This is a genomic window from Xanthobacter versatilis, from assembly GCF_043193975.1.
Lineage (GTDB): Bacteria > Pseudomonadota > Alphaproteobacteria > Rhizobiales > Xanthobacteraceae > Xanthobacter > Xanthobacter autotrophicus_E.
Genome location: NZ_JBAFVB010000015.1, coordinates 1 through 24,407 on the forward strand (window position 1 = coordinate 1; position 24,407 = coordinate 24,407).

A 24,407-nucleotide genomic window follows, 5' to 3' on the forward strand; every position below is an offset into this window, starting at 1 on the left:
ATACGGAAGACCACCGCGCGCGTGGCGCGAGGCCGTTTCTCTCGTCAGCAATATCGGTCGGAAACGCCCCGCGGGTTACGGGAAGGAGCGCTACGCTGGCAGGTGGCCTAGGCGTGCACTCAGCCCTCACTCGCTGTTGCGCCAAGGAAAGAGCAACCACCGTGCCACTCGGCCTCGCCACCCCCAAATCTTTGATTTGCATCAAAATCCGGGCGTCAGGGCGGGCTGGACCATGGTGTGTCGAACGCGACAGCCCCTTTTTGCTGTGTCGGGATTAAAACAACTGGTGCGTATGCGGACGCCCGCGTGTCTGAAAGCATTCGCGCGCATGCGGACGCGGGCTCGCGGGCGGTCGGGGGCGCTCGCGCATGTGAGCGCGCATCACGCGTGCGCGGGCGTTGAAACACAGGGTGAACGGCGCCCGGCGCTGCGTCTGGCCGCCGTCTCCGCCGGCTCGGGAACGGAACTTGCTTGACGCGGAATTTGCGCGCCCGGCCCGCTTGTTCGCATGCGGGCGGGGGACGGGTGAAAGCCCCGGCGAGGGGAAGACGAGCGAGGGTTAAGATGCAGATCGGCGTTGAGACTTCCAAGGCGGTGGACCAGCGGCGCGTCTTCGTGGTGGACGAGGACGAGATCACGCGCGCGGCGCTTCAGTTCATGCTGCACGACGAGATCGAGACCCACGAGCTCGCCACGCCGGAGGAAGCCTATGAGAAGGGAACGGGCTGGCTGGTGCCGCACGTCATCCTGCTCGGCGTGTCTCTGCTGAAGGCGCGCGGCGACGGCCTTATCGCCGAGATGAAGGCGAAATTCCCGGACGTGCGCATCCTGATCGTCACCGACAAGTCGGACGAGGCGGTTGCGGTGGGCGGCCTCAAGGCCGGCGCCCATGGCGCAGTGGTGAAGCCGCTGACGCTGGAAGCCGTGCGCAAGAAGGTGGACACCGTGCTCGGCCGTGGCGGCGCCGCCCCGCTGGTCCAGCTCACTGTGATGAAATAGCCGCTCGTGGCCATTGTCACCTTCTACGAGAAGCCGGGCTGCGGCACCAATGCCCGGCAGAAGCTCGCCCTTGCCAATGCGGGTCACACGCTGGAGGTCCGCAGCCTGCTGACCGAGCCCTGGACCGCCGAGCGCCTGCGCGGCTTCTTCGGTGACACCCCGGTCGCCGCCTGGTTCAACCCGGCGGCGCCGAAGGTGAAATCCGGCGCGGTGGATCCCTCGGCCGTCGATGCGGAGGCCGCCATCGCGCTGATGCTGGCCGAGCCGCTGCTCATCCGCCGCCCGCTGGTGGAGACGGAGAACGGGCGCTGCGCCGGCTTCGACCGGGAGCCGGTCCTGTCCCTGCTGGGGCCGTCCGATCCGGGCGCGCGGCCTCTCGAAGGCTGCTCCAGCCCGCTCGCGCCGTGTCCGGACCCGGCCGAACGCAAGGCGTCCTGAACCATGAATGCTGCCCCGCCCGTTGCCCGCCCGGCCGATACGGCGCTCGCCTATCACACGCGCACCAAGCACAGCCTCAAGGCCTATGCGGCGGGGCCTGAAACCCTGGACTGGGATGCCCAGCCCAATCCTTTCCGGGAGTTCGAGGGCTGCCCGCGCCTGGCCCTGCCGCTGGCGGCGGAAGGGCTGGCGGCCACCTATGGTGAGATGGTCACACCAGGTGCGGTGCCACCGGCGCCATTGGACCTCGCCGGCGTCGCGCTGCTGCTGGAGCTCTCCTTCGGCCTCGCCGGCTGGAAGCAGTACGGGCCGGATCGCTGGGCGGTGCGCTGCAATCCCTCCAGCGGCAATCTGCACCCCACCGAGGCCTATGTGCTGGCGTCCAACGTCGCCGGCCTGCCCGACGGGGTTCATCACTATGTCAGCCGCGACCATGTGCTGGAGCAGCGCTACGCCGCGCGGGCTTCGACCTCGGTCGCCTTTGCCAGCGCCTCGGGCTTCGCCATGCAGCGCAGCTTCGCGCGGTCCCCGGCTGGGCCGGCGCGGCTGCATCTGGCATTGTCCTCCGTCCATTGGCGTGAAGCGTGGAAATACGGCGAGCGGGCGTTCCGCTATTGCCAGCTCGATCTCGGCCACGCCCTTGCCGGCGTGCGCTATGCCGCCGCCTGCCTTGGCTGGAGTGCGCGCATGGTGGAAGGCGTCAGCAGCGCGGAGATCGCGCGCCTGGGCGGATTCGACCGTGAGGCGGACTTTGCCGGGGCCGAGCGGGAGGATCCCGACATCCTCATCCAGATCACACCGGGGCCTGCCCTCGCTGTCGCGCCGCCCGAGCCCGACACCCGGGGCTGGACCGGGACGGCCAACGTGCTGGACCGGCACAAGCTCTATCGCTGGCCGGTGATCGATGCGGTGAGCGCTGCCACCCATGGTGGCACGGGCGCGTCCGATCCGGCGGCGGCCGCTGCCCCAGAGCTGCCGCCGCGCGTGGTGACGAACGGGGCACAGGCGTCCGCCGTCATCCTCGGCCGCCGCAGCGCCCAGCGCTTTGAGGCCAAGAACAGCACCATGCCGCAGGATGTCTTCTTCGGCATGCTGGATGCGCTCATGCCCCGGGATGCGGCGCCCTTCGATGCCTGGGGCTTCACCCCGCGCATCCACCCTCTTCTGTTCGTCCATCGGGTGGAGGGCCTTGCCCCCGGCCTTTACGCCCTGCCGCGGCGCGAGGGGATCACCGGCGCGCTGAAGGCAGCGCTCCGCAACGATTTCCAGTGGGTGAAGCCGGAGGCCTGCCCGGACCACCTGCCGCTGTATCGGCTGGTGGAGACTGACTGCCGCGGCATCGCCCGCACCATCAGCTGCCATCAGGCCATCGCCAGCGACAGCAGCTTCGCCCTGGCCATGCTCAGTGAGTTCGAAGCCACCGTGGCGGCGGACCCGTGGCGCTATCGCCAGCTGCATTGGGAAGCCGGGCTCGTCGGCCAGGTGCTCTATCTGGAAGCGGAGGCGGCCGGGTTCCGGGGCACCGGCATCGGCTGCTTCTTCGACGATGACCTGCACCGGCTGGTGGGGCTGGAAAGCCTCGAGTTCCAGTCCCTCTATCATTTCACGGTGGGGCGTCCCGCCATCGACACCCGTATCACCACCGAGCCGGCCTATCCGGGCCGCTCGGCCTGAGGGACCTTCAGGAGCACGCCATGAGAGAGCGCATTCCCTTCCGCTGCATCGGCGTTGAGGAGGCGGCATCCATCGTCGGCCAAGGCCGGGCCCTGCTGCTCGACGTGCGCGACGCCAATGCCTATGCCGCCGGCCATGTCGAGGGTGCGCGCAACCTTGCCTATTCCGCGCTCTCGGACGTGATCGGCACGACCCCGAAGGCGCAGCCGGTGGTGATTTATTGCTACCACGGCAATGCCAGCCGCGAATATGCCCAGACCCTGTCGGACTTCGGCTTCGCCGCCGTGTTCAGCGTGGACGGTGGCTATGAGGCGTGGAGGGCCTTCGAAAGCGTGCCCGCGCCAACGGCGCCACTCGATGCGGCCCTGTCCAGCTGGCTGGATGGCCACGGATTTCCCGCCGATGGCGTGAACGCGACGGCGGAAAATGGGATGACCCCGCTCATGAAGGCCTCCCAGGAGGGGCACGCGGACGTGGTGGCGGCCCTCATTGCCGCTGGCGCGACGCTGGACGCCCGCAATGGGGATGGCAACACAGCCCTGTGGCTCGCCTGCGTCGGCAATCACCCGCACATCATCGACGCGCTGGTGGATGCCGGCATCACCATCGACAGCCTCAACGATACCGGCGCCAGTTCGTTGATGTATGCCGCCTCCGCCGGCAAGGCCGAGGCGTTGGAAAAGCTGCTCGCCCGTGGCGCCGATCCGCGCCTGGAGACGCAGGACGGCTTCTGTGCGCTGGATCTGGCGGCCAATCTCGAATGCCTCAAGCTGCTGCGCGCCGCCACACGGCGCGAGGCGGCGCCGGCGTAAGTGCTGCGGTGCCGCGGGTTTCCCGGCAAGCGCTTCTTTGTCCCGTAGACCGTCCCGCCCGGGCGTTATAAGCCTGCCAGCTGTATCGGATCCGGCATAGGCGGGGGCGGCGCATGACCTACAAATGGTGGACGCAGGCGAGCGTGGATGCCCTCCTCGCCGAGGACGCGCCCTATGGCGACCTCACCACCGAATCCCTGGCCCTGACCGGACGCAAGGCCCGCCTCACCATGGCCATGCGAGCGGACGCCACCTTGTGCGGCGTCGAGTTGGCGCGGGACCTGTTCCTGACCGCCGGGGCGGAGGCCGACGTGCTCGCCGCCACCGGCGCGCGGGCACCGGCCGGCGAGACCATCCTGATGGCGCAGGGCACGGCCGGCCCCATCTTTCGTGCGTGGAAGGTGGCGCAGACGCTGGTGGAATATCTCTCCGGCATCGCCACGCTCACCGCCGACATCGTGGCTGCCGCCCGCGCCGTTTCGCCGGACATCGCTGTGGTGACAACGCGCAAGACCTTGCCTGGGGCCAAGGCGCAAATGATCGCCGCCATCCGCGCCGGCGGGGCGTTTCCCCACCGGCTCGGATTGTCGGAAACGCTCCTGCTGTTTCCCGAGCACCAGGCCTTCCTCACCGACCCCGCCGTCGGCATTGCCGCCCTGCGCCGCGCCGCGCCGGAGAAGAAGGTGGTGGTGGAGGTGAAGACGCTGGACGAGGTGGACGCGGTGCTGCCAGCCCATCCCGACGTGCTCCAGTGCGAGAAGATGACCCCCGGCGACATCGCCGAGGTGGCCCGCCGGGTGGCGGCGCGCGCGCCGGAGACGAAAGTCGCTGCCGCCGGCGGCGTGAACCTCGCCAATGCCGCCGCCTACGCCGCCGCGGGCGCCCATGTGCTGGTGACTTCCGCTCCCTATTGGGCCAGGCCGGCTGACGTGAAGGTGGTGATCTCGCCGGCCTGACCCGCGTTCGGGCAGGTGTCGTTGATGTGCTGGAAACTTGTTTTCCACACCGGCTCCTGCGCCATTGTCCGCTCGAAAACGGTTGTTCAGCCAGGCGAACAAGAAAAACGCTGCAGCGGGCCGACAATGACTACGTAGTTATACGGAGGTTTGCGTTCCGAAAGCGTGGGCCTTCTCTGTCATGAACCTGTCGAACCTCACACAAGGGATGGGGCTGTCGCATTCGCGACATCCTCGCCGGTCCGTCTTTCCCATCTGTTTTCAATAGCTTGAACAGGTGGCACGAGCCTTGCCAGTAACTTTGGCAGGGGGCGCTCAGGCGCAGGTGGACGGACCGATGATCACGCTCACGACCAATGCTCTGTCGGCAATCAAGGCAGCCCTGTCGTGCTCCGCTCAGGCAGATGGTCTGCGCGTGGTGGCGAAGGCCGGGTCCGGCGACTGCGTGAACTACCTGATGCATCTCGACAGCCGCGCACGCGACGGTGACCTCATCCTCGAGCAGGGCGGCCTCAAGGTTTTCATTGATGCACCATCCCGTTCGGTCGCGCGCGGCATCGTCATTGATTTCGTGGAGTCGGAGACGGTGCGCGGCTTCGTGTTCGAGGACGATCCGGCGGCGCTGATGATGATGGCAGGCGGCAGCTTGCGGAACTGACGAGGGTCCGGGCCCAGCCCGGTGGAGTTCATTCATCCCTCGCCGGCGCGGCGGGGGGTAGATCGGAAGGGACCCATGCTCGCGAAGTCACCATCGGCCATTCTGGCGCGCTCCAGCCGGGCATCCGTGGATGCCAGCGGCGCGACCACCGGGACGGTGCCGGCCCGGACGGCTTTCCTGAACGACACCACCCTCCGGGACGGTGAGCAGGCGCCGGGCGTCGCTTTCACCCGCCGCGAGAAGATCGAGATCGCCGAGGCGCTGGCTGCGGCCGGTGTGCCCGAGATCGAGGCCGGCACTCCGGCCATGGGCGACGAGGAAATCGAGACCCTCCGCTCCATCGTCTCCCTCAAGCTGCCCCTGCGCGTCGCCGCCTGGTGCCGCATGAGCGAGGAAGATCTCTTTGCCGCGGTCTCCGCCGGCGTCACCTATGTGAACCTGTCTATCCCCACCTCCGACCGGCAGCTGAAGGGCAAGCTCAACCGCGACCGCGACTGGGCGCTGGGGGCCCTGCGGCATGTGGTGACGCTGGCGACGAAGCTCGGCTTCACCGCTGCCGTGGGCTGCGAGGATGCCTCCCGCGCCGATCCCGACTTCCTGTGCAAGGTGGCCGAGGTGGCGAAGGAGGCGGGCGCCTTCCGCCTGCGCCTCGCCGATACGCTGGGCGTGCTTGATCCCTTCTCCGCCTATGCGCTGGTGCGGCGCGTGGCCAATGCGACGGACCTCGAGATCGAGTTCCACGCCCACGACGACCTTGGCCTCGCCACGGCGAACACGCTTGCCGCCGTCACCGGTGGGGCCCGCCATGCCAGCGTGACGGTGGCCGGCCTTGGCGAGCGGGCGGGCAACGCGGCGCTGGAGGAAGTGGCCATCGCCCTGCGCCAGACCGCGCGCTCGGAAACCGGTATCGACCCGCATGCCCTGCGGCCCTTGGCCCAGAAGGTGATGGAGGCGGCCGGCCGCCCCATGCCCCGCACCAAGGCCATCGTGGGGGAAGACATCTTCACCCACGAATCCGGTATCCACGTCTCCGGCCTGCTGAAGGACCGCGGCACCTACGAGGCGCTCAGCCCCGAGATGCTGGGCCGCTCGCACCGGGTGGTGCTGGGCAAGCATTCTGGCCTCGCCGCCATCCTCAAGGCCCTGTCGGACCAGGGGCTTGCGGTGGACGAGGCGCGCGGCCGCGCCATCCTTGCCCGGGTGCGCGACTTCGCCATCCGTTCGAAGAACTCGGTCTCCCCGGACGTGCTCAGGCGCTTCTACGAAGACAGCTTCACCGAAGAGGCGCTCAAGCGCCGCCACGCCGCAGTGATGGGAGCCTGACCCATGATCATGGGAAGCCCGAAATGGCAGGGGACCGACGTTCCGCTCGCCGGCGCGGCGGAGGCTGAGAAAGCGTCCGCCCTCTCGGTGTGGCGCCTCATCCGCGAGGACGTGGACTGCGTGAAGTCGCGCGATCCGGCGGCACGCAACACGGTCGAGATCGTGCTCACTTATCCCGGCGTGCATGCCGTGATCTGGCATCGGCTGGCGAGCCGGCTGTGGCGGCGCGGCATCAAGTTCCCGGCCCGCTTCCTGTCCTGGCTCGGTCGCTTCCTGACCAATGTGGACATCCATCCCGGCGCCACCATCGGCCGGCGCTTCTTCATCGATCACGGCGCGTGCGTGGTGATCGGCGAGACCGCCGAGGTGGGCGATGACGTGACGCTTTATCACGGGGTCACCCTGGGCGGCACCTCCTGGACCTCCGGCAAGCGCCACCCCACCCTGCGCGACGGCGTGCTGGTGGGGGCGGGCGCCAAGATCCTCGGTCCCATCACGGTGGGGGCGGGCTGCCGCATCGGCGCCAATTCGGTGGTGATCGAGGACGTGCCCCCGGCCATGACGGTGGTGGGCATTCCCGGCCGGGTGGTGAAGCCCATGGCCGACCGCCGCCGCGTCGGCGACGGCCGCATCGACCTGGAGCATCACCTGATGCCGGACCCGGTGGGCGAGGCGATCGTCTCGCTGCTCGACCGCATCGAATTCCTGGAGGCGCGCCTCGCGCACCTGCAGAGCGAACGTCCGCGCGGCCGCAGCGCCACTGCGGACGAGGCGGCGTAAAGGTTGGCAGCTTCGGCAAGAATGACGAAAAGGAGGTCGCGATGTCGGTTGTCGACAAGCTGAAGTCCCTGCACAGCGCGGAAGAGTTCTTCGAGCTGCTGCAGGTGGATTATCAGCCGGAAGTGCTGCAGGTTCTGCGCCTGCACATTCTGCGGCGCATGGGCCAGTACCTCGTCTCGGCCGAATTCGAAGGCAAGAGCGAGGATGAGATCTTCGTCGCCGCCCAGTCCATGCTGGCGCAGGCCTATGAAGATTTCATCAAGTCCAATCCCATGGCGGAGCGCGTGTTCAAGGTGCTGAAAGAGCACGATCCGAGCCGCCCGCCCGAGCCTGGCCCGAAGCCCGCCTTCGTGCCCCTGACCTCCCTGAAAACGGGAAGCTGAGGCTTTTGCCCTCACGTCGCGGCGCCCCCTGAGGTTCACCGTTTGGTGGCCTTCGTCCGCGGCCTGACCACTCCCGCCGGAGGCTTCTGCCCCCGGACGGCTGCCCTCTCCCCGCCCCTTGTTTGTTGAATTTCTGACGTTTGTTTATGTTATTCATCCGGCTGGTCGCTCGGCCGCATGCGGGGAGAGGGCAGATTTTTTGAACAACGCGCCGGTGTATCCGGTCGCGCAGCGATGTGCCGGCATGCCTTGGCCGGTTTGGCGATGTCCGATGGTCTGGGAGCTGTTTCAGCCCGCCACGCTCCGCCTCGCATACTCCCGCTCGCCTCCTCCCGAATGTTTGCCCTGGTGGGAAGCTTGGTCGACGAGCGACGGAGGTAAGCGCTACCCGCCCATAATCGCCGATTTCCATGCCGCGCTCGCCGCCTGCTGCGAATACGGTGGCGCGCCATGCCCTCCGAGGCTCTTTGGTGTGGCGCCCGCGTTCTTGATCAGCTTCCCGGGGCGGCAGACCCTCCTGCGCTCTTTCCCGCGAACATCGCACTCCTTCGTCCGGGCGCGCCGCCATTGCGGCCGTACCTTCGCGCCCGACGTTCGGTGCCCTTGATCTCAAGGCGCCGTCACATCGGCCGATTTGCGTGTATCGAATCGGCTCGTCATCTTCAGGTCGTGTCCTGGGCGGAAAGCCGACGTCCCGCCATGTCCGGTCCCTGGCGGCCTTCGGCGACGATCGACAGCCCGTGGCGGTAGGCCGATGGGTCCATCATGCGGAATGGTTTTCCGCATGGTGCAAATGATGCGGGATTGGGGGCGAAAAGGCCTGTTTCAGCAGCAGAAATGGGCCTTCTCACACTATTTGTGCAGTGCGGCCGGCTTGAACCCCGGGGCGGATGGGAGTAGTCAAGCGCCGCTCGTTTCCTGCGGCGGCTCGTCTCATGCGCCCGCCGGCAGATCGGTTTCCGGGGACAAGGGATGGCCCGCAACAAGATCGCCCTCATCGGGGCCGGCCAGATCGGCGGTACGCTCGCCCTTCTCGCCGGGATGAAGGCGTTGGGCGACATCGTCCTGTTCGACGTCGCCGAGGGCGTGCCCGAGGGCAAGGCCCTCGACCTTGCGGAACTGACCCCCGTCGAAGGCTTTGATGCCGCCTATGCCGGCGCGTCGAGCTATGATGCCATCTCCGGTGCCGACGTGGTGATCGTCACCGCCGGGGTGGCGCGCAAGCCGGGCATGAGCCGCGACGACCTCCTCGCCATCAACCTCAAGGTGATGGAGCAGGTGGGCGCCGGCATCCGCAAATATGCCCCTGACGCTTTCGTCATCTGCATCACCAATCCGCTCGATGCCATGGTGTGGGCGCTCCAGCGCTCCAGCGGCCTGCCGCCGGAAAAGGTGGTGGGCATGGCCGGCGTGCTGGATTCCGCGCGCCTGCGCTATTTCCTCGCCGAGGAGTTCGGCGTCTCGGTGGAGGACGTGACCGCCTTCGTCATGGGCGGGCACGGCGACACCATGGTACCGTTGGTGCGCTACTCCACCGTGGGTGGCATCCCGGTGCCGGATCTCATCCGCATGGGCTGGACCAGCGAGGAGCGTATCGCCGCCATCGTCCAGCGCACCCGCGACGGCGGGGCGGAGATCGTCAACCTGCTCAAGAGCGGCTCGGCCTTTTATGCGCCGGCGGCGTCCGCCATCGCCATGGCAGAAAGCTACCTGCGGGACAAGAAGCGCGTCCTCCCCGTCGCAGCGCTGCTCGACGGGGAATACGGGCTCAGAGACATCTATGTGGGCGTGCCGGCGGTGATCGGCGCGCGTGGCGTGGAGCGCATCGTTGAGGTCGAGCTCGACCGCTCCGAGCGCGCCATGTTCGACAGATCGGTCGCTGCCGTCGAAGGACTGGTGGAGGCCTGCCTGAAGATCGCACCCGGACTCGGGAAGTGATCTCGACAGTGACGGCGCGCCGAAGGGTGCGCCGTTTTCGTGCCGGCGGAACGACCGGTATGGTGAAGGAGACGAATGCTCCCCTTCCGGGGACCCCCACGGCAGCCTGAGGGCGGTCTCGGTAGGGTTCCTTCTGCGGTGGAAGCGGCGCGGACCATCTGGCCCCGCATTTTGCGGGGCGCGGTCCGTCCGGGGCGGGGGAGGGGCGTTTCGCAACCCTGAGGGACGCAGAGATGAATATTCACGAGTACCAGGCCAAGGCGCTGCTGAAGAAGTACGGCGCGCCGGTCTCGCGCGGCGTGCCCGTGTTGAAGGTGGAAGATGCCGAGGCGGCGGCCAAGGAGCTCGGCGGTCCGCTCTGGGTGGTGAAGTCCCAGATCCATGCGGGCGGCCGTGGCAAGGGCAAGTTCAAGGAGCCCGAGGCCGGCGACAAGGGCGGCGTGCGCCTCGCCAAGTCGATCGACGAGGTGAAGACCTTCGTCTCGCAGATGCTGGGCAACACGCTCGTCACCATCCAGACCGGCCCCGCCGGCAAGCAGGTGAACCGCCTGTATCTGGAAGATGGCTCCGACATCGAGAAGGAGTTCTACATCTCCCTGCTCGTGGATCGCGCCACCTCCCACGTGGCCTTCGTGGTCTCCACCGAAGGTGGCATGGACATCGAGGAAGTGGCCCACTCCCACCCGGAGAAGATCGTCACCTTCTCGGTGGATCCGGTTACCGGCGTGCAGGGCTTCCACGGCCGCAAGATCGCCAAGGCCCTCGGCCTCACGGGCGACCTGGCCAAGCAGGCGGGCAAGCTCGCCGAGGTGCTCTATACGGCCTTCGTCGATACCGACATGGCGATGCTCGAGATCAACCCGCTGATCATCACCAAGGATGCCCAGCTGCGCGTGCTCGACGCCAAGGTCACCTTCGATTCCAACGCCATGTTCCGCCATCCGGAGCTCGCCGAGCTGCGCGATCTGACGGAAGAGGACGCCAAGGAAATCGAGGCCTCCAAGTACGACCTCGCCTATATCGCGCTTGATGGCACCATCGGCTGCATGGTGAATGGCGCCGGCCTCGCCATGGCGACCCTCGACATCATCCAGCTCTACGGCGAAAGCCCGGCCAACTTCCTGGACGTGGGCGGTGGCGCCAATGAGGAGAAGGTGACGGCCGCCTTCAAGATCATCACCGCCGATCCGAACGTGAAGGGCATCCTCGTCAACATCTTCGGCGGCATCATGCAGTGCGACGTGATCGCGCGCGGCGTGCTGGCGGCGGTGAAGGCGGTGGGCCTTGAGGTTCCGCTGGTGGTGCGCCTCGAAGGCACCAACGTGGAAGAAGGCAAGAAGATCATCCGGGAATCGGGTCTGAACGTGATCCCGGCGGATGACCTCGATGACGCGGCGCAGAAGATTGTCGCGGCCGTGAAGAAGGAAGCTGCGTGATGTCCGTGCTTATCGACGCCAATACCCGTGTCATCACCCAGGGCTTCACCGGCAAGAACGGCACCTTCCACGCCCAGCAGGCCATTGCCTACGGCACCAAGATGGTCGGCGGCACCTCGCCGGGCAAGGGTGGCACCACCCACCTGAACCTGCCGGTGTTCGACACCGTGATCGAGGCCAAGGAAGCCACCGGCGCCGACGCCTCGGTGATCTACGTGCCGCCTCCGGGCGCCGCCGACGCCATCCTGGAGGCCATCGACGCCGAGATCCCGCTCATCGTCTGCATCACCGAGGGTATCCCGGTACTGGACATGGTGAAGGTGAAGCGGGCGCTGTCGGGCTCCAAGTCGCGCCTGGTGGGCCCCAACTGCCCCGGCATCGTGACCGCCGGCCAGTCGAAGATCGGCATCATGCCGGCCAACATCTTCAAGACCGGCTCGGTGGGCGTGGTGTCGCGCTCCGGCACACTGACCTACGAGGCGGTGTTCCAGACCTCGCAGGAGGGCCTGGGCCAGACCTCTGCGGTGGGCATCGGCGGCGACCCGGTGAAGGGCACCGAGTTCATCGACGTGCTTGAGATGTTCCTGGCTGACCCCAAGACCGAGTCGATCATCATGATCGGCGAGATCGGCGGCTCGGCGGAGGAAGAGGCGGCGCAGTTCATCGCCGACGAGGCGAAGAAGGGCCGCAAGAAGCCGATGGTCGGCTTCATCGCCGGCCGCACGGCGCCTCCCGGTCGCCGCATGGGCCATGCGGGCGCCATCATCTCCGGCGGCAAGGGCGGCGCCGAGGACAAGATCGCGGCCATGGAGGCGGCGGGCATCCGCGTGTCGCCGTCCCCGGCCCGCCTCGGCAAGACCCTCGTCGAGGTGCTCAAGGGCTGAGCGACCTCGGGTTGTGTATCTCCGGCTGAGCGATCGGGCGCTCCCTCCCGTAAATGGAGGGGGCAACCCGCCGTAAAGCCGGTTACGCCGCGCAATCGCCATGAAATTCGGCGACTGGCGAGCGCGGTTTTAGGGGATGCGCCGCGACGGTCTTACGGCCGGCCGCGGCGCATCCCATCTAAAGGTTGTCGAGCACCGTTGCTGAAGGCCGCCACGAGCCTCGCAGGGGTGAAAGGGCGCCCGGCGCAAGCCGGACGCCGGATTTGTGGCAGACGAGCGGTCTTTGGGGCTTCATTTTCAGTGCAAAATGCGCTGAAGGAATGCGAGGCGCCATCGACCATCCGGGAACAAGCCCATGTCGCGCGCGGAACAGAACGACGTTTTCCTCTCCACCTCCTTCCTCGACGGCGCCAATGCCGCCTGGATCGAGGATCTCTACGCCCGCTACGAAGCCGACCCGAATTCGGTCAGCCCCGACTGGCAGAGCTTCTTCGCAGCGCTGAAGGATGATCCGAACGCGGTGGTCCAGAATGCTCGCGGCGCTTCCTGGAAGAAGCCGCACTGGCCGGTGCACGCCAATGGCGAGCTGGTCTCGGCCATGGACGGCCAGTGGATCGAGGTGGAAAAGGCCCTCTCGGACAAGGTGAAGGCCAAGGCGCAGAAGGCGGGCGTCGAATTCTCCGCCACCGAGGTGCAGCAGGCCACCCGCGACAGCGTCAAGGCGCTGATGATGATCCGCGCCTATCGCATGCGCGGCCACCTGCACGCCAATCTCGACCCGCTCGGCCTGACCCCGCCGCGCGAGGCACCGGAGCTTGATCCTGCCTCCTACGGCTTCTACGAGGCCGACCTCGACCGCAAGATCTTCATCGACCACGTGCTGGGCCTCGAGTTCGCCTCGGTCCGCCAGATGGTGGCGATCCTGCGCCGCACCTATTGCTCCAGCATCGGCGTCGAGTTCATGCACATCTCCTCGCCCGAGGAGAAGGCCTGGATCCAGGAGCGCATCGAGGGTCCCGACAAGGAGGTGACCTTCACCCGCGAGGGCAAGCGCGCCATCCTCAACAAGCTGGTGGAAGCCGAGGGCTTCGAGAAGTTCCTCGATGTGAAGTTCACCGGCACCAAGCGCTTCGGCCTCGACGGCGGCGAGAGCCTGATCCCGGCGCTGGAACAGATCATCAAGCGCGGCGGCAACCTCGGCGTGAAGGACATCGTGTTCGGCATGGCCCATCGCGGCCGCCTGAACGTGCTCACCCAGGTGATGGGCAAGCCCCACCGCGCCCTGTTCCACGAGTTCAAGGGCGGCTCCTGGGCCCCCGACGACGTGGAAGGCTCGGGCGACGTGAAGTACCACCTGGGTGCCTCGTCCGACCGCGAGTTCGACAACAACAAGGTCCACCTGTCGCTGACCGCCAACCCGTCCCATCTCGAGATCGTGGATCCGGTGGTGCTGGGCAAGGCCCGCGCCAAGCAGGACCAGCTGGGCGACACCGAGCGGACCAAGGTGCTGCCGCTGCTGCTGCACGGCGACGCCGCCTTCGCCGGCCAGGGCGTGGTGGCCGAGTGCCTCGGCCTCTCCGGCCTGAAGGGCCACCGCACCGGCGGGTCGATCCACGTCATCATCAATAACCAGATCGGCTTCACCACCAATCCGCGCTATTCGCGCTCCTCGCCCTATCCCTCCGACGTGGCGAAGATGATCGAGGCGCCGATCTTCCACTGCAACGGCGACGATCCGGAATCGGTGGTGTTCTGCGCCAAGGTGGCGACCGAGTTCCGCCAGCGCTTCCACAAGCCTGTCGTCATCGACATGTTCTGCTACCGCCGCTTCGGCCACAACGAGGGCGACGAGCCGGCGTTCACCCAGCCGAAGATGTACAAGGTGATCCGCCAGCACCCGAGCGTGCTGGAGCTCTACACCAAGAAGCTCGAAGCCGAGGGCGTGGTCACCTCCGGCGAGGTCGACACCATGCGCGCGGCGTGGCGCGAGCGCCTGGAGGCCGAGCACGAGGCCGGCCAGGCCTACAAGCCCAACAAGGCCGACTGGCTCGACGGCCGCTGGGCCGGCTTCAAGGCCACCCATGAGGACGATGACCCGCGGCGCGGCAACACCGGCGTCGCCGAGGACACGCTGAAGGCCATCGGCGAGAAGATCACCACCGTGCCGGAGGGCTTCCAGGTCCACCGCACCATCCAGCGCTTCCTCGATAACCGCCGCAAGTCCATCGAGGACGGCAAGGGCATCGACTGGGCGACGGGCGAGGCGCTGGCCTTCTCGTCCCTGCTGCTGGAAGGCAACCCGGTGCGCCTCTCCGGCCAGGACGTGGAGCGCGGCACGTTCTCCCAGCGCCATTCGGTGCTGACCGACCAGGAGACGGAGGCCCGCTTCAAGCCCTTCAACCATCTCTCCGAGACCCAGGCCAAGTACGAGGTCATCAACTCGATGCTCTCGGAGGAGGCGGTGCTCGGCTTCGAGTATGGCTACACCCTGTCCGAGCCCAATACCCTGGTGCTCTGGGAAGCGCAGTTCGGCGACTTCGCCAACGGCGCGCAGGTGCTGTTCGACCAGTTCATCTCCTCGGGCGAGCGCAAGTGGCTGCGCATGTCCGGCCTCGTCTGCCTGCTGCCCCACGGCTATGAGGGCCAGGGGCCGGAGCATTCCTCCGCCCGCCTCGAGCGCTACCTGCAGCTCTGCGCCGAGGACAACATGCAGGTGGCCAACGTCTCCACCCCGGCCAACTATTTCCACATCCTGCGCCGGCAGATGAAGCGGGAGTTCCGCAAGCCGCTGATCCTGATGACGCCGAAGTCGCTGCTGCGCCACAAGCGGGCGGTGTCCTCGCTGAGCGACATGGTGACCGGCACCTCCTTCCACCGGGTGCTCTGGGACGATGCCCAGTCCCATCCGGAGGACAACGCCATCAAGCTGGTGCCGGACGACAAGATCCGTCGCGTCGTGCTGTGCACGGGCAAGGTCTATTACGACCTGCTCGAGGAGCGCGAGAAGCGCGGCGTGTCGGACGTCTACCTGATGCGCGTGGAGCAGCTTTACCCGTTCCCGCTCAAGACCCTGGTGCAGGAACTCTCGCGCTTCAAGAACGCCGAGGTGTCCTGGTGCCAGGAAGAGCCCAAGAACCAGGGCTCCTGGGCGTTCGTGCAGCCCTATCTGGAATGGGTGCTGGAGCAGGTGGGCGGCGCCGCGAAGCGTCCGCGCTATGCCGGTCGTCCCGCCTCGGCGGCGACCGCCACCGGCCTCATGTCGAAGCACCTGGCCCAGCTCAAGGCCTTCCTCGACGAAGCCCTGGGCTGAGCCGGCGCCATGGCCCACTTCCTCCTGCGCCTCTCACCGCCGCGTCCCGCCTTCCCGGCGGACGCGACCGTGGCGGAGATGGATGCCATGGCCGCCCACGGCGCCTTCTGGCAAAGCGAGGCCGATCGCGGCGTCGCTCTCGCCGTGGGACCGGTGGCGGACCCTTCCGGCATCTGGGGCATGGCGCTGGTGGAAGCTCACGATCAGGACGCGGCGGACGCTCTCGCCGCGCAGGACCCCGTCATCGTGGCAGGACTGGGCTTCGCCTATGAGGTGATGCCCATCCTGTCGCTCATTCAGCGCCGGGTGGCTGGCCCGGCGGCTGTTGCATCTTCACCTGCCGATAGTTGAGGGAGGCCCCGCACAGGGGCGAACGCAATGACCACCGAGATCCGCGTACCGACCCTGGGCGAGTCTGTTACTGAAGCGACCATCGGCAAGTGGTTCAAGAAGCCCGGCGATACCGTCAAGGCCGATGAGCCGCTGGTGGAACTGGAGACCGACAAGGTCACCGTCGAGGTTCCCGCGCCGGCTGCCGGCGTGCTGGCCGAGATCGTCGCCAAGGACGGCGACACCGTGGGCGTCGGCGCCCTGCTCGGCTCCATCGGCGCCGGCTCCGGCGCTGCTGCCGCGGCTCCCGCTGCCGCTGCTCCCGCGCCCGCCGCTGCCGCCCCTGCGCCGGCCCCGGCTCCCGCCGCGGCGCCTGCGGCTGCTGCCGCGTCCGGCGCCAACGGCCCGGCCGTGGGCCGCATCGCCGCCGAGAGCGGTGTTGATCCCTCGGGCGTTGCCGGCTCCGGCAAGGACGGTCGCGTCACCAAGGGTGACATGCTGGCCGCCGTCGCCGCCGGCGCTGCGGCGGCTCCCGCTGCGGCTCCCGCTGCGGCCCCGATCGCGGTCCGTGCCCCCTCGGCACCCATCGATGCGGTGCGCGAGGAGCGGGTCAAGATGACCAAGCTGCGCCAGACCATCGCGCGGCGCCTGAAGGATGCCCAGAACACCGCGGCCATGCTCACCACGTTCAACGACGTGGACATGAGCGCGGTGATGAGCCTGCGCGCCCAGTTCAAGGATGCGTTCGAGAAGAAGCACGGCACCAAGCTCGGCTTCATGGGCTTCTTCACCAAGGCGGTCATCGCCGCCCTTAAGGACCTGCCGGCGGTGAACGCCGAGATCGACGGCCAGGACCTCGTCTACAAGAACTACTACAACATCGGTATCGCGGTGGGCACCGAGAAGGGCTTGGTGGTTCCGGTGGTGCGCGACGCCGACCAGCTCTCCGTGGCGGAGATCGAGAAGGCCATCGCCGGCTTCGGCCGCAAGGCGCGTGACGGCAAGCTCGGCATCGAGGACATGCAGGGCGGCACCTTCACCATCACCAACGGCGGCATCTACGGCTCGCTGATGTCCACCCCGATCCTGAATGCGCCGCAGTCGGGCATCCTCGGCATGCACCGCATCGAGGAGCGCCCGGTAGCCATCAAGGGCCAGGTGGTGATCCGCCCGATGATGTACCTCGCCCTCTCCTACGACCACCGCATCGTCGATGGCCGCGAGGCCGTGACCTTCCTGGTGCGGGTGAAGGAGACCCTGGAAGATCCCGCGCGGCTCGTGCTGGATCTGTGATGAGCGGCCGGGAGCAGACGGTAACTCCGAGCTCCCCAGCGCAAGCGGGACGCCGGGCAAGCGCTGGTCGCTTGACCCGGACCCGTTCGCGGTCCCAATCCTGTGCCGGCAACAGGTTGTATTGGTCGAACGACGCGGCTTATCCGCGAATTTGTGGTTTTTCACAATCTAGAGCTGAGGCATACTGCACTGCACCCAAGGTCACGCTCGGTGGCCGGCGGGTGATCGGAGTGCGCCATGACCGCAGCTGCCCCCAAGCGATTTCACTGGATCGACTATGCGAAGGCGATCGGCATCCTGCTCGTCGTTTTCGGTCATGTGATCATCGGAATGCGTTTTTCTGCATTCACGCAGTTTCCGCCGTGGATGCAGACGACAGAATTTTATATTTATTCCTTTCATATGCCGCTCTTCTTCTTTCTCTCGGGTTATGTCTTCCCGATATCGAAGGACAAGGCGTTCGGCCGGTTTCTCGGCTCAAGCCTGATCAATCTTTTTCTGCCCTACCTGATCTGGAATGTGCTGTTCGCGTTGCTCAAGAACCTGTCGTCGGACTCGGTTCATGTTGCGGTGCCGCTCAGCGACATTCCGAAAGTCATCCTTCATCCCATCCAGCATTTCTGGTTCCTGCCCTATCTTTTCCTGATCCGTTTCCTCTACTGGTTCGCGGAGCGGATCGACGGGAGCCGGGGCCTGGGCGTGCTCGCCGCAGGTTTCTCCGCCTGGTACCTGATCTACTGGGCGCTGGGGATTCAGGACGCGGTCGATCCCCGATTCTATATGGGCCTCGCCATGTTCGGCCTCGGCACGCTGCTGGAACGGCGCTCCGAGCTTCTGGACGCCCTGCGGCGCGTCGGGGCACTAGCGGCCTGCATCCTGGCCTGGGCGGCGTTGGCCACCGTCTGCTACCTGTATGGTGTCGGGCTGTTCGTGCCGCTGGCGGCGCTCGCAGGCGTGGCTGCGGTGGTCTCTCTGGCCTTGCTTCTCCCGGCGCCCGCAGCGCCTGGGAGCCGCGCGCTGGCGTTTCTCGGCGAGGCGTCGCTCGGCATCTACATCACCCACGGCATTTTCATCGCGCTGACGCGCACGCTCCTGCTGAAGGTCCATGTGACCGCCATCGGCGTGCACATCCTTCTCGGCACGATGGTCGCCGTGATCTGTCCCATCATCCTCGTGATCGTCGCGAACCGGCTGGGTCTTTCGCCTTTTATCGGGCTCGGCAGAAACTGGTCGTCGCGCTATCTGAGGGGTCACGTGTTCCGGGATACGCAACCGCTCGCCCGTCCGGGCAACAACTAGGGTACTGAAAGTCCAATCATGTCCTACGATCTCACCATCATCGGTACCGGCCCCGGCGGCTATGTGTGTGCCATTCGCGCGGCCCAGCTCGGTCTCAAGGTGGCCGTGGTGGAGAAGCGCGGCACCCATGGCGGCACCTGCCTCAACGTGGGCTGCATCCCGTCCAAGGCGCTGCTCTACGCTTCCGAGCTGTTCGAGGAAGCCGGGCACAAGTTCGGCGAGATGGGCATCGGCGTGCCGGCCCCCAAGCTCGACCTGAAGGCGATGCTGGCCTTCAAGGACAAGGGCGTGGACGGCAACGTCAAGGGCGTCGAGTTCCTGCTCAAGAAGAACAAGGTCGACGTCTACATGGGCGCCGGCAAGATCCTCGGCACCGGCAAGGTCGAGGTGACGCTGAATGCCGATGGCAAGGTCGAGGTCCTGGAGACCAAGAACATCGTCATCGCCACCGGCTCGGACGTGGCACCCCTGCCGGGCGTGACCATCGACGAGCAGCGCATCGTCTCCTCCACCGGCGCGCTGTCGCTGCCGAAGGTGCCGGGCAAGCTGCTGGTGGTGGGTGCCGGCGTCATCGGCCTGGAGCTGGGCTCGGTGTGGCGCCGCCTCGGGGCGCAGGTGACCGTGGTGGAGTTCCTCGACCGCATCCTGCCCGGCATGGACAGCGACGTGGCCAAGAGCTTCCAGCGCATCCTCGACAAGCAGGGCTTTGCCTTCAAGCTCGGCACCAAGGTCACCGGCGTCGATACCTCGGGCAAGACCTTGAAGGTGTCGGTGGAGCCGGCGGCCGGCGGCGCGGCCGAGGTGATCGAGGCGGACGTGGTGCTGGTGGCCATCGGCCGCATTCCCTACACCGCGGGCCTCGGCCTCGACGAGGCGGGCGTTGCCAAGGACGCCCGCGGCCGCGTGGTCACCGACCACCACTTCGCCACCAACGTGCCGGGCATCTATGCCATCGGCGATGTGATCGTCGGCCCCATGCTCGCCCACAAGGCCGAGGATGAAGGCGTGGCGCTGGCGGAATTGCTGGCGGGCAAGGCCGGCCACGTGAACTATGACGTGATCCCCGGCGTCGTCTACACCTTCCCGGAAGTGGCCTCCGTCGGCAAGTCCGAGGACGACCTGAAGGCGGCGGGCGTGGCCTACAAGGTGGGCAAGTTCCCCTTCACCGCCAACGGCCGCACCAAGGTGAACAACACCACGGACGGCTTCGTGAAGATCATCGCCGACGCCGCCACCGACAAGGTGCTGGGCGCCCACATCATCGGCCCCGAGGCCGGCGAGATGATCCACGAATGCGCGGTGCTGATGGAGTTCGGCGGCTCGTCGGAAGATCTGGCCCGCACCTGCCATGCTCACCCCACCCGCTCGGAAGCGGTGAAGGAAGCGGCGATGGCCGTGGAGAAGCGCGCCATCCACATGTGATGGCCGGCGCGGGGCCGGCTGACGGCCGCCCCGCGTCTCTTCATTTTGGAACGCGGCGCCACGCCGTCCGCAGCCTCGGCCGACATCTGTCGTCCGGGGCTTTTTCGTCCGGGCTCAGCCGCTATGTGGTCATGTATCCATTCGTGAGCGTGCACCCCTCAGGCCGGCTCCGGCTCCTCCTGCCGGTATCTGCGCCGCTGGCGTGGCCGGGGCGCGCCGACGCTCACCTTCAGTTCGTGCGCCATATCCGCGCCCCATGCATAAAGGGCATCCAGCACCGGACGCAGGCTCTCCCCTCGTTCAGTGAGGAGATAGAGCTGGACCCCCGGCTGGCCGGGCGCCTGCGCCTTCGTGACAAGGTCCAGCATTTCCAGATCCTTCAACCGCTCGGTCAGGACCTTGTCTGAGATGTCGGGCAGGCGCGCGCGCAGCTCGTTGTAGCGGTGCGGTGCCTCCTTCAGCCAGGCGAGAATGACCGTCTTCCACTTGCCGCCGACGAAGTCGAGGGAGAGTTCGACCGGGCAGCCGTAGGTCTTGCGCAAGCGTTTCATCTGCGGGGACCCGGCGCGCGCACCATCTGGTGCGTTGAAGCGACATCGCTCCCAGAAGAGGCTAGCTCATTGCTTCACGAGGGAGAAGTCATGAGAGTGGCGATCATCGGCGCCGGCAATGTGGGCGCATCGCTTGGCAAGGGGTGGGCCCGGGCGGGCCATGCCATCACCTTCGGCGTCATCGACCCTGCCGATCCGCGTCTGGCGGCGCCGGCCGCCGCCGCGGGCGGGGCTGAGCTCGCGCCCGTGGCGGAGGCGAAAGCGAATGCCGATGCCATCGTGCTCGCCGTGCCATGGGATGCGGTCCCCGCCGCCATCGCCGCGCTGGGAGACCTGTCCGGCAGGCTCGTCATTGATGCCACCAATCCGCTGCGGATGGGCGCCTCAGGCCTGGAGCTGGCGTTGGGCTTTTCCACTTCGGGCGGGGAGGAGGTGGCCCGCCTCGCGCCGGGCGCGTCGGTGTTCAAGGCGATGAACCAGGTGGGTTTCGCGGTCATGTCCGACACCGCCGGTTATCCGGCCCGCCCGGTGATCTTCGTCGCCGGTGACGACGCGGCGCGCAAGCCGCAGGTGCTCGCACTGGTGGCGGACCTCGGTTTCGAGGTGGTCGATGCCGGGCCGCTCGACCGCGCGCGGCTGCTGGAACCCTACGCGATGCTCTGGATCGACCAGGCGCTGTCCCGCGGGGCACCTGCCGACAATGCGTTCGCCTTCATGCGCAAGCAGGCGGTGGCAGGCGCGATCGAATACATCCGCTACGCCCTCACCGTCCACGACGGAGCGGCCCTGACGTCGGCATACGTCCTCGCCGCGCCCCATCTTCAGGCCGCGCCTGAATGCCTCGGCTATGACCTTACGCAGTGCGACGAGGATCCGACCAGCTTCATCCTGCGCATCCAGTGGGTTTCGGCTCAGGCGCACATGGAAGGCTTCCGGCGTGGCCCCCACTTCCCGCCCTTTCTCGCCGCCATCCGCGACTTCATCCCCGAGATCGCGGAGATGCGCCATTACGCTCCGACGGCCATCGCCTGGCGCCGATGAGCCGGGGGAGGGTCAGAGATAGGTGACGGCCTCGATCCGCCAGCCGTCGGGATCGGTCAGGAAGGCGGCGAAATAGCCGGCTCCGTACTGCGGCCGCAGCCCCGGCGCACCGTGGTCGCCGCCGCCGGTCGCAAGCCCGGCGGCATGGAAGGCCTCCACGGCCGCCCGGTCCGGCGCGCAGAATGCGATATGGGTGCCGGCCGGGGGATGGACGGGACCCGCGCGCAGTTGCACCCAGAACGGTGCCTCGCCCGGTCGGCCCTCCGGCGCCGGAAGTGTTCCCGGCGGTCCCCAGCAGGCGGACGCCCCTTCCGGCTCGTCATAATCGGCCACGCGCACAAGGCCCAGCGGCGCCAGCACCGCGTCATAGAAGCGGATAGCGCGGGGGAGGTCCACGGTGGTCACCGACAGGTGCTCGATGACGGGGCGTACGGGTGTCGGTGGCTTGGTGGCAGAGGTCATGGCAGGGCTCGCGCTCGGAGCGGACTGGCGTGGGGAAATCCTTCCGGGTGGACAATGCCGGCCGTCACGTGGGCTCGGTGGATTCGCGGGCGACCTTGCGGGGCGATTCGAGCGCGCCGGAGCGCGGATGGGCCGAGCGCCAGGCGGCCATCAGGGCGGTGGCATCGACCTCGGTATAGATCTGCGTGGTGGAGAGCGAGGCGTGGCCCAATAGTTCCTGGATGGCGCGGATCTCGCCGCCGCGCGACAACAGGTGGGTCGCGAAGGCGTGGCGCAGGGCGTGGGGCGTGGCGCTCTGCGGCAGGCCGAGGGCGCCGCGCATGCGCTCCACCGCCAATTGCACGATGCGCGGTGAGAGCGGACCGCCCCGCGTGCCGCGAAACAGGGGCCCATCCGGCCCGAGGGCATGGGGGCAGATGGCCCGGTATTCGGCGATGGACCGGCGCACCGGCGTGATCAGCGGCACCATGCGCGTCTTGCGCCCCTTGCCGGTGACGGTGATGGATTCGGTATCCGCCGGCACGTCGCGGGGCGTGAGGCTGAGGGCTTCCGAGATGCGCAGCCCCGCCCCGTAGAGCAGGGCGATGACCGCCGCATCGCGCACCAGCACCCAATCCTCGCGATCCTCCCCGGCCCGGGTGGTGGGATCGGACAGGGCGCGGGCGGCGGCGATGGAAACCGGCTTCGGCAGGCTGCGCGGCACCTTGGGGGCGCGCACGGCGGTGAGCGCGCCGACCTTGCCCAGCCCCTCCCGCTCCAGATGCCGGCCAAAGGAGCGCGCGGCGGCGAGCAGGCGCACCAGCGTGCGCGGGGCAACCCCGTCGGCCCGGCGGGCGGCGAGCACCGCGCGCACGTCGGCGGGGGTGAGGCCGGCCAGATCGCCGAGGCCGGGGCGCGCACCGAGATGGTCGGTGAGGCGCAGCAGCACGACGGCGAGGTCGCGGGCATAAGCTTCCAGCGTCTTGGGTGACAGGCGCCGCTCGTGGGCGAGGCGGGCAAGCCAGCCCTCGATGGCCGCGCCCACCTCGGGCGCCACGGCGCTGAGCAGGCCGTGGGCGGCGCGGGCGGCTTTCTGCTCATCGCTCATGGCCATGGGAGGACTCCGGATGACGGCGCCTCCCTTTATGGATGCGTCCCTTTCAAAAAACCCTGAACGGGAACCGAGGCGGCCCCCTTGCATTTTAGATATATCGAACGATATAAACATGGTCGTTGTATCGTACGACATATCTTAGGAGACGAAAAAATGTTTGGATGCAGACGTGACGGACACCATGGCGGCGAACGCCACCGGGGTGACTGGGACGAGATGCGCCACGCGGGCGGCCCCGATCGTGGCGACGAATTTGGTGGCCATCGGGGCGGCCATCGCGGTGGCGGGCGCGGCGGACGGGGCGGCGGCGACATGTTCCGCATCGGCCGGATGCTGGCGCAAGGCGACCTGAAGCTGCTGGCCCTGTCGCTCATCGCCGAGCAGCCGCGGCACGGCTACGAGATCATCAAGGTGATCGAGGAGAAGACCGCCGGCTGGTATTCGCCGAGCCCAGGCGTGGTCTATCCCACCCTCACCTTCCTCGAAGAGGCGGGCTATGTGACCTCCGAGCCCGATGGCGCGAAGAAGCGCTATGCCATCACTGGGGAAGGCACCGCCTATCTCGCCGAGAACCGCGCCTTCGCTGACGCCATCATCGGGCGCCTGTCGGAGATCGGCCTCAAGATGGGACGGGTCCGCAAGTGGATGGGGTGGAGCGAGAACGGCCCGAGCCAGGGTGCGGAACTGCCTCGCCTGGTGGAAGCCGCCCTCGAGAACCTGCGGGACGTGGCCCAGCAGAAGCTGGACGCCAATCGCGGTGCCGAGACGCGGATTGTCGAGATCCTCGCCCGCGCGGCCAACGACATCCGCGAGGCGTGATGCCAACCCCTGCATGGTCGCGGTTCCCTGAGCCGTGGCCATGCCCGCGCCATCCGGGCGGCGCCTCCTCTTGCCCGCTGCCGTATCCGCCCTATCGCGCAGCGGCTTCGACTTTATGATGTCTCAGACATCATAAATCATGCTTGAACAGTGAATAACAGAGGCGTAAGCAGGAGAAATCAGGCTCCACGCTTCCATTGGTCGTCATGATCACAGCCGCCCAGCTCCGCGCTGCCCGTGCCCTCCTCGGCCTCGACCAGCGCGCGCTCGCGGCCTTGAGCGGCCTTTCCCTGCCCACCATCCAGCGCATGGAAGCCAGCGACGGCGTCATCCGTGGCAATGTCGATTCGCTCATGAAGCTCGTGGGCGGGCTGGAGGCGGCGGGCATCGAACTCATCGCCGAAGGGGCCGTCAGCGACGCTGGCGGGCGGGGCGTGCGCCTGCGGGTGCAAGTGCCTGCCCAATCGATCCTTGCCGCCCGGCGGCCGGCGGAGGAGGAGTAGGCC

General features: G+C 67.4%; 23 protein-coding genes. 20 read left to right on the top strand and 3 right to left on the bottom strand.

Features of this window, described 5'->3' with window-relative positions:
• The first annotated feature begins 564 nt into the window (after nt 1-564).
• The 17 genes from V5F66_RS20930 (at nt 565) to lpdA (ending at nt 19,935) form a co-directional block, all read left to right on the top strand.
• Nucleotides 565-999, top strand: coding sequence for a response regulator transcription factor (locus V5F66_RS20930; RefSeq protein WP_011995822.1), 435 nt, complete (start codon nt 565-567; stop codon nt 997-999).
• A 6-nt stretch (nt 1,000-1,005) separates the two neighbouring features.
• Complete coding sequence (locus tag V5F66_RS20935) at nt 1,006-1,437, top strand: ArsC/Spx/MgsR family protein (RefSeq protein ID WP_011995823.1); 432 nt, start codon at nt 1,006-1,008, stop codon at nt 1,435-1,437.
• Between the two features lie 3 nt (nt 1,438-1,440).
• Nucleotides 1,441-3,111: a SagB family peptide dehydrogenase gene (locus V5F66_RS20940; protein WP_394094654.1), complete on the top strand. Its 1,671-nt coding sequence runs from the start codon at nt 1,441-1,443 to the stop codon at nt 3,109-3,111.
• A 20-nt stretch (nt 3,112-3,131) separates the two neighbouring features.
• The gene (locus V5F66_RS20945) at nt 3,132-3,923 is read left to right on the top strand and encodes a rhodanese-like domain-containing protein (protein ID WP_394094655.1); all 792 of its coding nucleotides are present in this window, start codon (nt 3,132-3,134) and stop codon (nt 3,921-3,923) included.
• A 113-nt stretch (nt 3,924-4,036) separates the two neighbouring features.
• Complete coding sequence (gene modD, locus V5F66_RS20950) at nt 4,037-4,879, top strand: ModD protein (RefSeq protein ID WP_393999783.1); 843 nt, start codon at nt 4,037-4,039, stop codon at nt 4,877-4,879.
• A 337-nt stretch (nt 4,880-5,216) separates the two neighbouring features.
• Complete coding sequence (locus tag V5F66_RS20955) at nt 5,217-5,537, top strand: HesB/IscA family protein (RefSeq protein ID WP_394094656.1); 321 nt, start codon at nt 5,217-5,219, stop codon at nt 5,535-5,537.
• A gap of 75 nt (nt 5,538-5,612) precedes the next feature.
• Nucleotides 5,613-6,860, top strand: coding sequence for a homocitrate synthase (nifV, locus tag V5F66_RS20960; RefSeq protein WP_393999782.1), 1,248 nt, complete (start codon nt 5,613-5,615; stop codon nt 6,858-6,860).
• 3 nt (nt 6,861-6,863) lie between these two features.
• Nucleotides 6,864-7,640, top strand: a complete 777-nt coding sequence (cysE, locus tag V5F66_RS20965) for a serine O-acetyltransferase (RefSeq protein ID WP_011995829.1) — start codon at nt 6,864-6,866, stop codon at nt 7,638-7,640.
• A 41-nt stretch (nt 7,641-7,681) separates the two neighbouring features.
• Nucleotides 7,682-8,023 carry a nitrogenase stabilizing/protective protein NifW gene (nifW, locus tag V5F66_RS20970; protein WP_011995830.1) on the top strand — a complete coding sequence of 114 codons (342 nt, stop codon included), beginning with the start codon at nt 7,682-7,684 and terminating at the stop codon, nt 8,021-8,023.
• A 972-nt stretch (nt 8,024-8,995) separates the two neighbouring features.
• Nucleotides 8,996-9,961 carry a malate dehydrogenase gene (mdh, locus tag V5F66_RS20975; RefSeq protein ID WP_011995831.1) on the top strand — a complete coding sequence of 322 codons (966 nt, stop codon included), beginning with the start codon at nt 8,996-8,998 and terminating at the stop codon, nt 9,959-9,961.
• Nucleotides 9,962-10,194: 233 nt separating this feature from the next.
• Nucleotides 10,195-11,397 carry an ADP-forming succinate--CoA ligase subunit beta gene (gene sucC / locus V5F66_RS20980; protein WP_011995832.1) on the top strand — a complete coding sequence of 401 codons (1,203 nt, stop codon included), beginning with the start codon at nt 10,195-10,197 and terminating at the stop codon, nt 11,395-11,397.
• Nucleotides 11,397-12,281: a succinate--CoA ligase subunit alpha gene (gene sucD / locus V5F66_RS20985; RefSeq protein ID WP_011995833.1), complete on the top strand. Its 885-nt coding sequence runs from the start codon at nt 11,397-11,399 to the stop codon at nt 12,279-12,281. The genes sucC and sucD overlap by 1 nt, the downstream gene beginning before the upstream one ends.
• 355 nt (nt 12,282-12,636) lie before the next feature.
• Nucleotides 12,637-15,591: a 2-oxoglutarate dehydrogenase E1 component gene (locus V5F66_RS20990; RefSeq protein ID WP_394009365.1), complete on the top strand. Its 2,955-nt coding sequence runs from the start codon at nt 12,637-12,639 to the stop codon at nt 15,589-15,591.
• 9 nt (nt 15,592-15,600) lie between these two features.
• On the top strand, nt 15,601-15,942 hold the full coding sequence (locus V5F66_RS20995; protein ID WP_011995835.1) for a YciI family protein: 342 nt from the start codon (nt 15,601-15,603) through the stop codon (nt 15,940-15,942).
• Between the two features lie 27 nt (nt 15,943-15,969).
• Complete coding sequence (gene odhB, locus V5F66_RS21000; RefSeq protein WP_394094657.1) at nt 15,970-17,214, top strand: 2-oxoglutarate dehydrogenase complex dihydrolipoyllysine-residue succinyltransferase; 1,245 nt, start codon at nt 15,970-15,972, stop codon at nt 17,212-17,214.
• 237 nt (nt 17,215-17,451) lie between these two features.
• Nucleotides 17,452-18,513: an acyltransferase family protein gene (locus V5F66_RS21005; protein ID WP_394094658.1), complete on the top strand. Its 1,062-nt coding sequence runs from the start codon at nt 17,452-17,454 to the stop codon at nt 18,511-18,513.
• Between the two features lie 15 nt (nt 18,514-18,528).
• On the top strand, nt 18,529-19,935 hold the full coding sequence (gene lpdA / locus V5F66_RS21010) for a dihydrolipoyl dehydrogenase (protein WP_394009433.1): 1,407 nt from the start codon (nt 18,529-18,531) through the stop codon (nt 19,933-19,935).
• Nucleotides 19,936-20,093: 158 nt separating this feature from the next.
• Here the strand turns inward: lpdA and V5F66_RS21015 are convergent, their stop codons facing one another.
• Nucleotides 20,094-20,486: a winged helix-turn-helix transcriptional regulator gene (locus V5F66_RS21015; RefSeq protein ID WP_394094659.1), complete on the bottom strand. Its 393-nt coding sequence runs from the start codon at nt 20,484-20,486 to the stop codon at nt 20,094-20,096.
• A 96-nt stretch (nt 20,487-20,582) separates the two neighbouring features.
• On the opposite strand from V5F66_RS21015, the gene V5F66_RS21020 reads away from it, so the two are divergent.
• Entirely contained in the window at nt 20,583-21,527 is a 945-nt protein-coding gene (locus V5F66_RS21020; protein ID WP_394052916.1) for an NAD(P)-binding domain-containing protein, read from the top strand.
• Between the two features lie 12 nt (nt 21,528-21,539).
• Here the strand turns inward: V5F66_RS21020 and V5F66_RS21025 are convergent, their stop codons facing one another.
• Together V5F66_RS21025 and V5F66_RS21030 are read right to left on the bottom strand one after the other, a co-directional pair.
• Nucleotides 21,540-21,989 carry a VOC family protein gene (locus tag V5F66_RS21025; RefSeq protein WP_011995840.1) on the bottom strand — a complete coding sequence of 150 codons (450 nt, stop codon included), beginning with the start codon at nt 21,987-21,989 and terminating at the stop codon, nt 21,540-21,542.
• A gap of 64 nt (nt 21,990-22,053) precedes the next feature.
• The gene (locus V5F66_RS21030; protein WP_394094660.1) at nt 22,054-23,082 is read right to left on the bottom strand and encodes a tyrosine recombinase XerC; all 1,029 of its coding nucleotides are present in this window, start codon (nt 23,080-23,082) and stop codon (nt 22,054-22,056) included.
• Between the two features lie 216 nt (nt 23,083-23,298).
• Between V5F66_RS21030 and V5F66_RS21035 the strand changes: the two genes are divergently transcribed.
• Together V5F66_RS21035 and V5F66_RS21040 are read left to right on the top strand one after the other, a co-directional pair.
• A complete protein-coding gene (locus V5F66_RS21035) occupies nt 23,299-23,901 on the top strand; it encodes a PadR family transcriptional regulator (protein WP_011995842.1) in 603 nt (200 codons plus the stop codon).
• Nucleotides 23,902-24,107: 206 nt separating this feature from the next.
• Nucleotides 24,108-24,404, top strand: coding sequence for a helix-turn-helix domain-containing protein (locus tag V5F66_RS21040; RefSeq protein WP_393999775.1), 297 nt, complete (start codon nt 24,108-24,110; stop codon nt 24,402-24,404).
• Nucleotides 24,405-24,407: the final 3 nt, after the last annotated feature.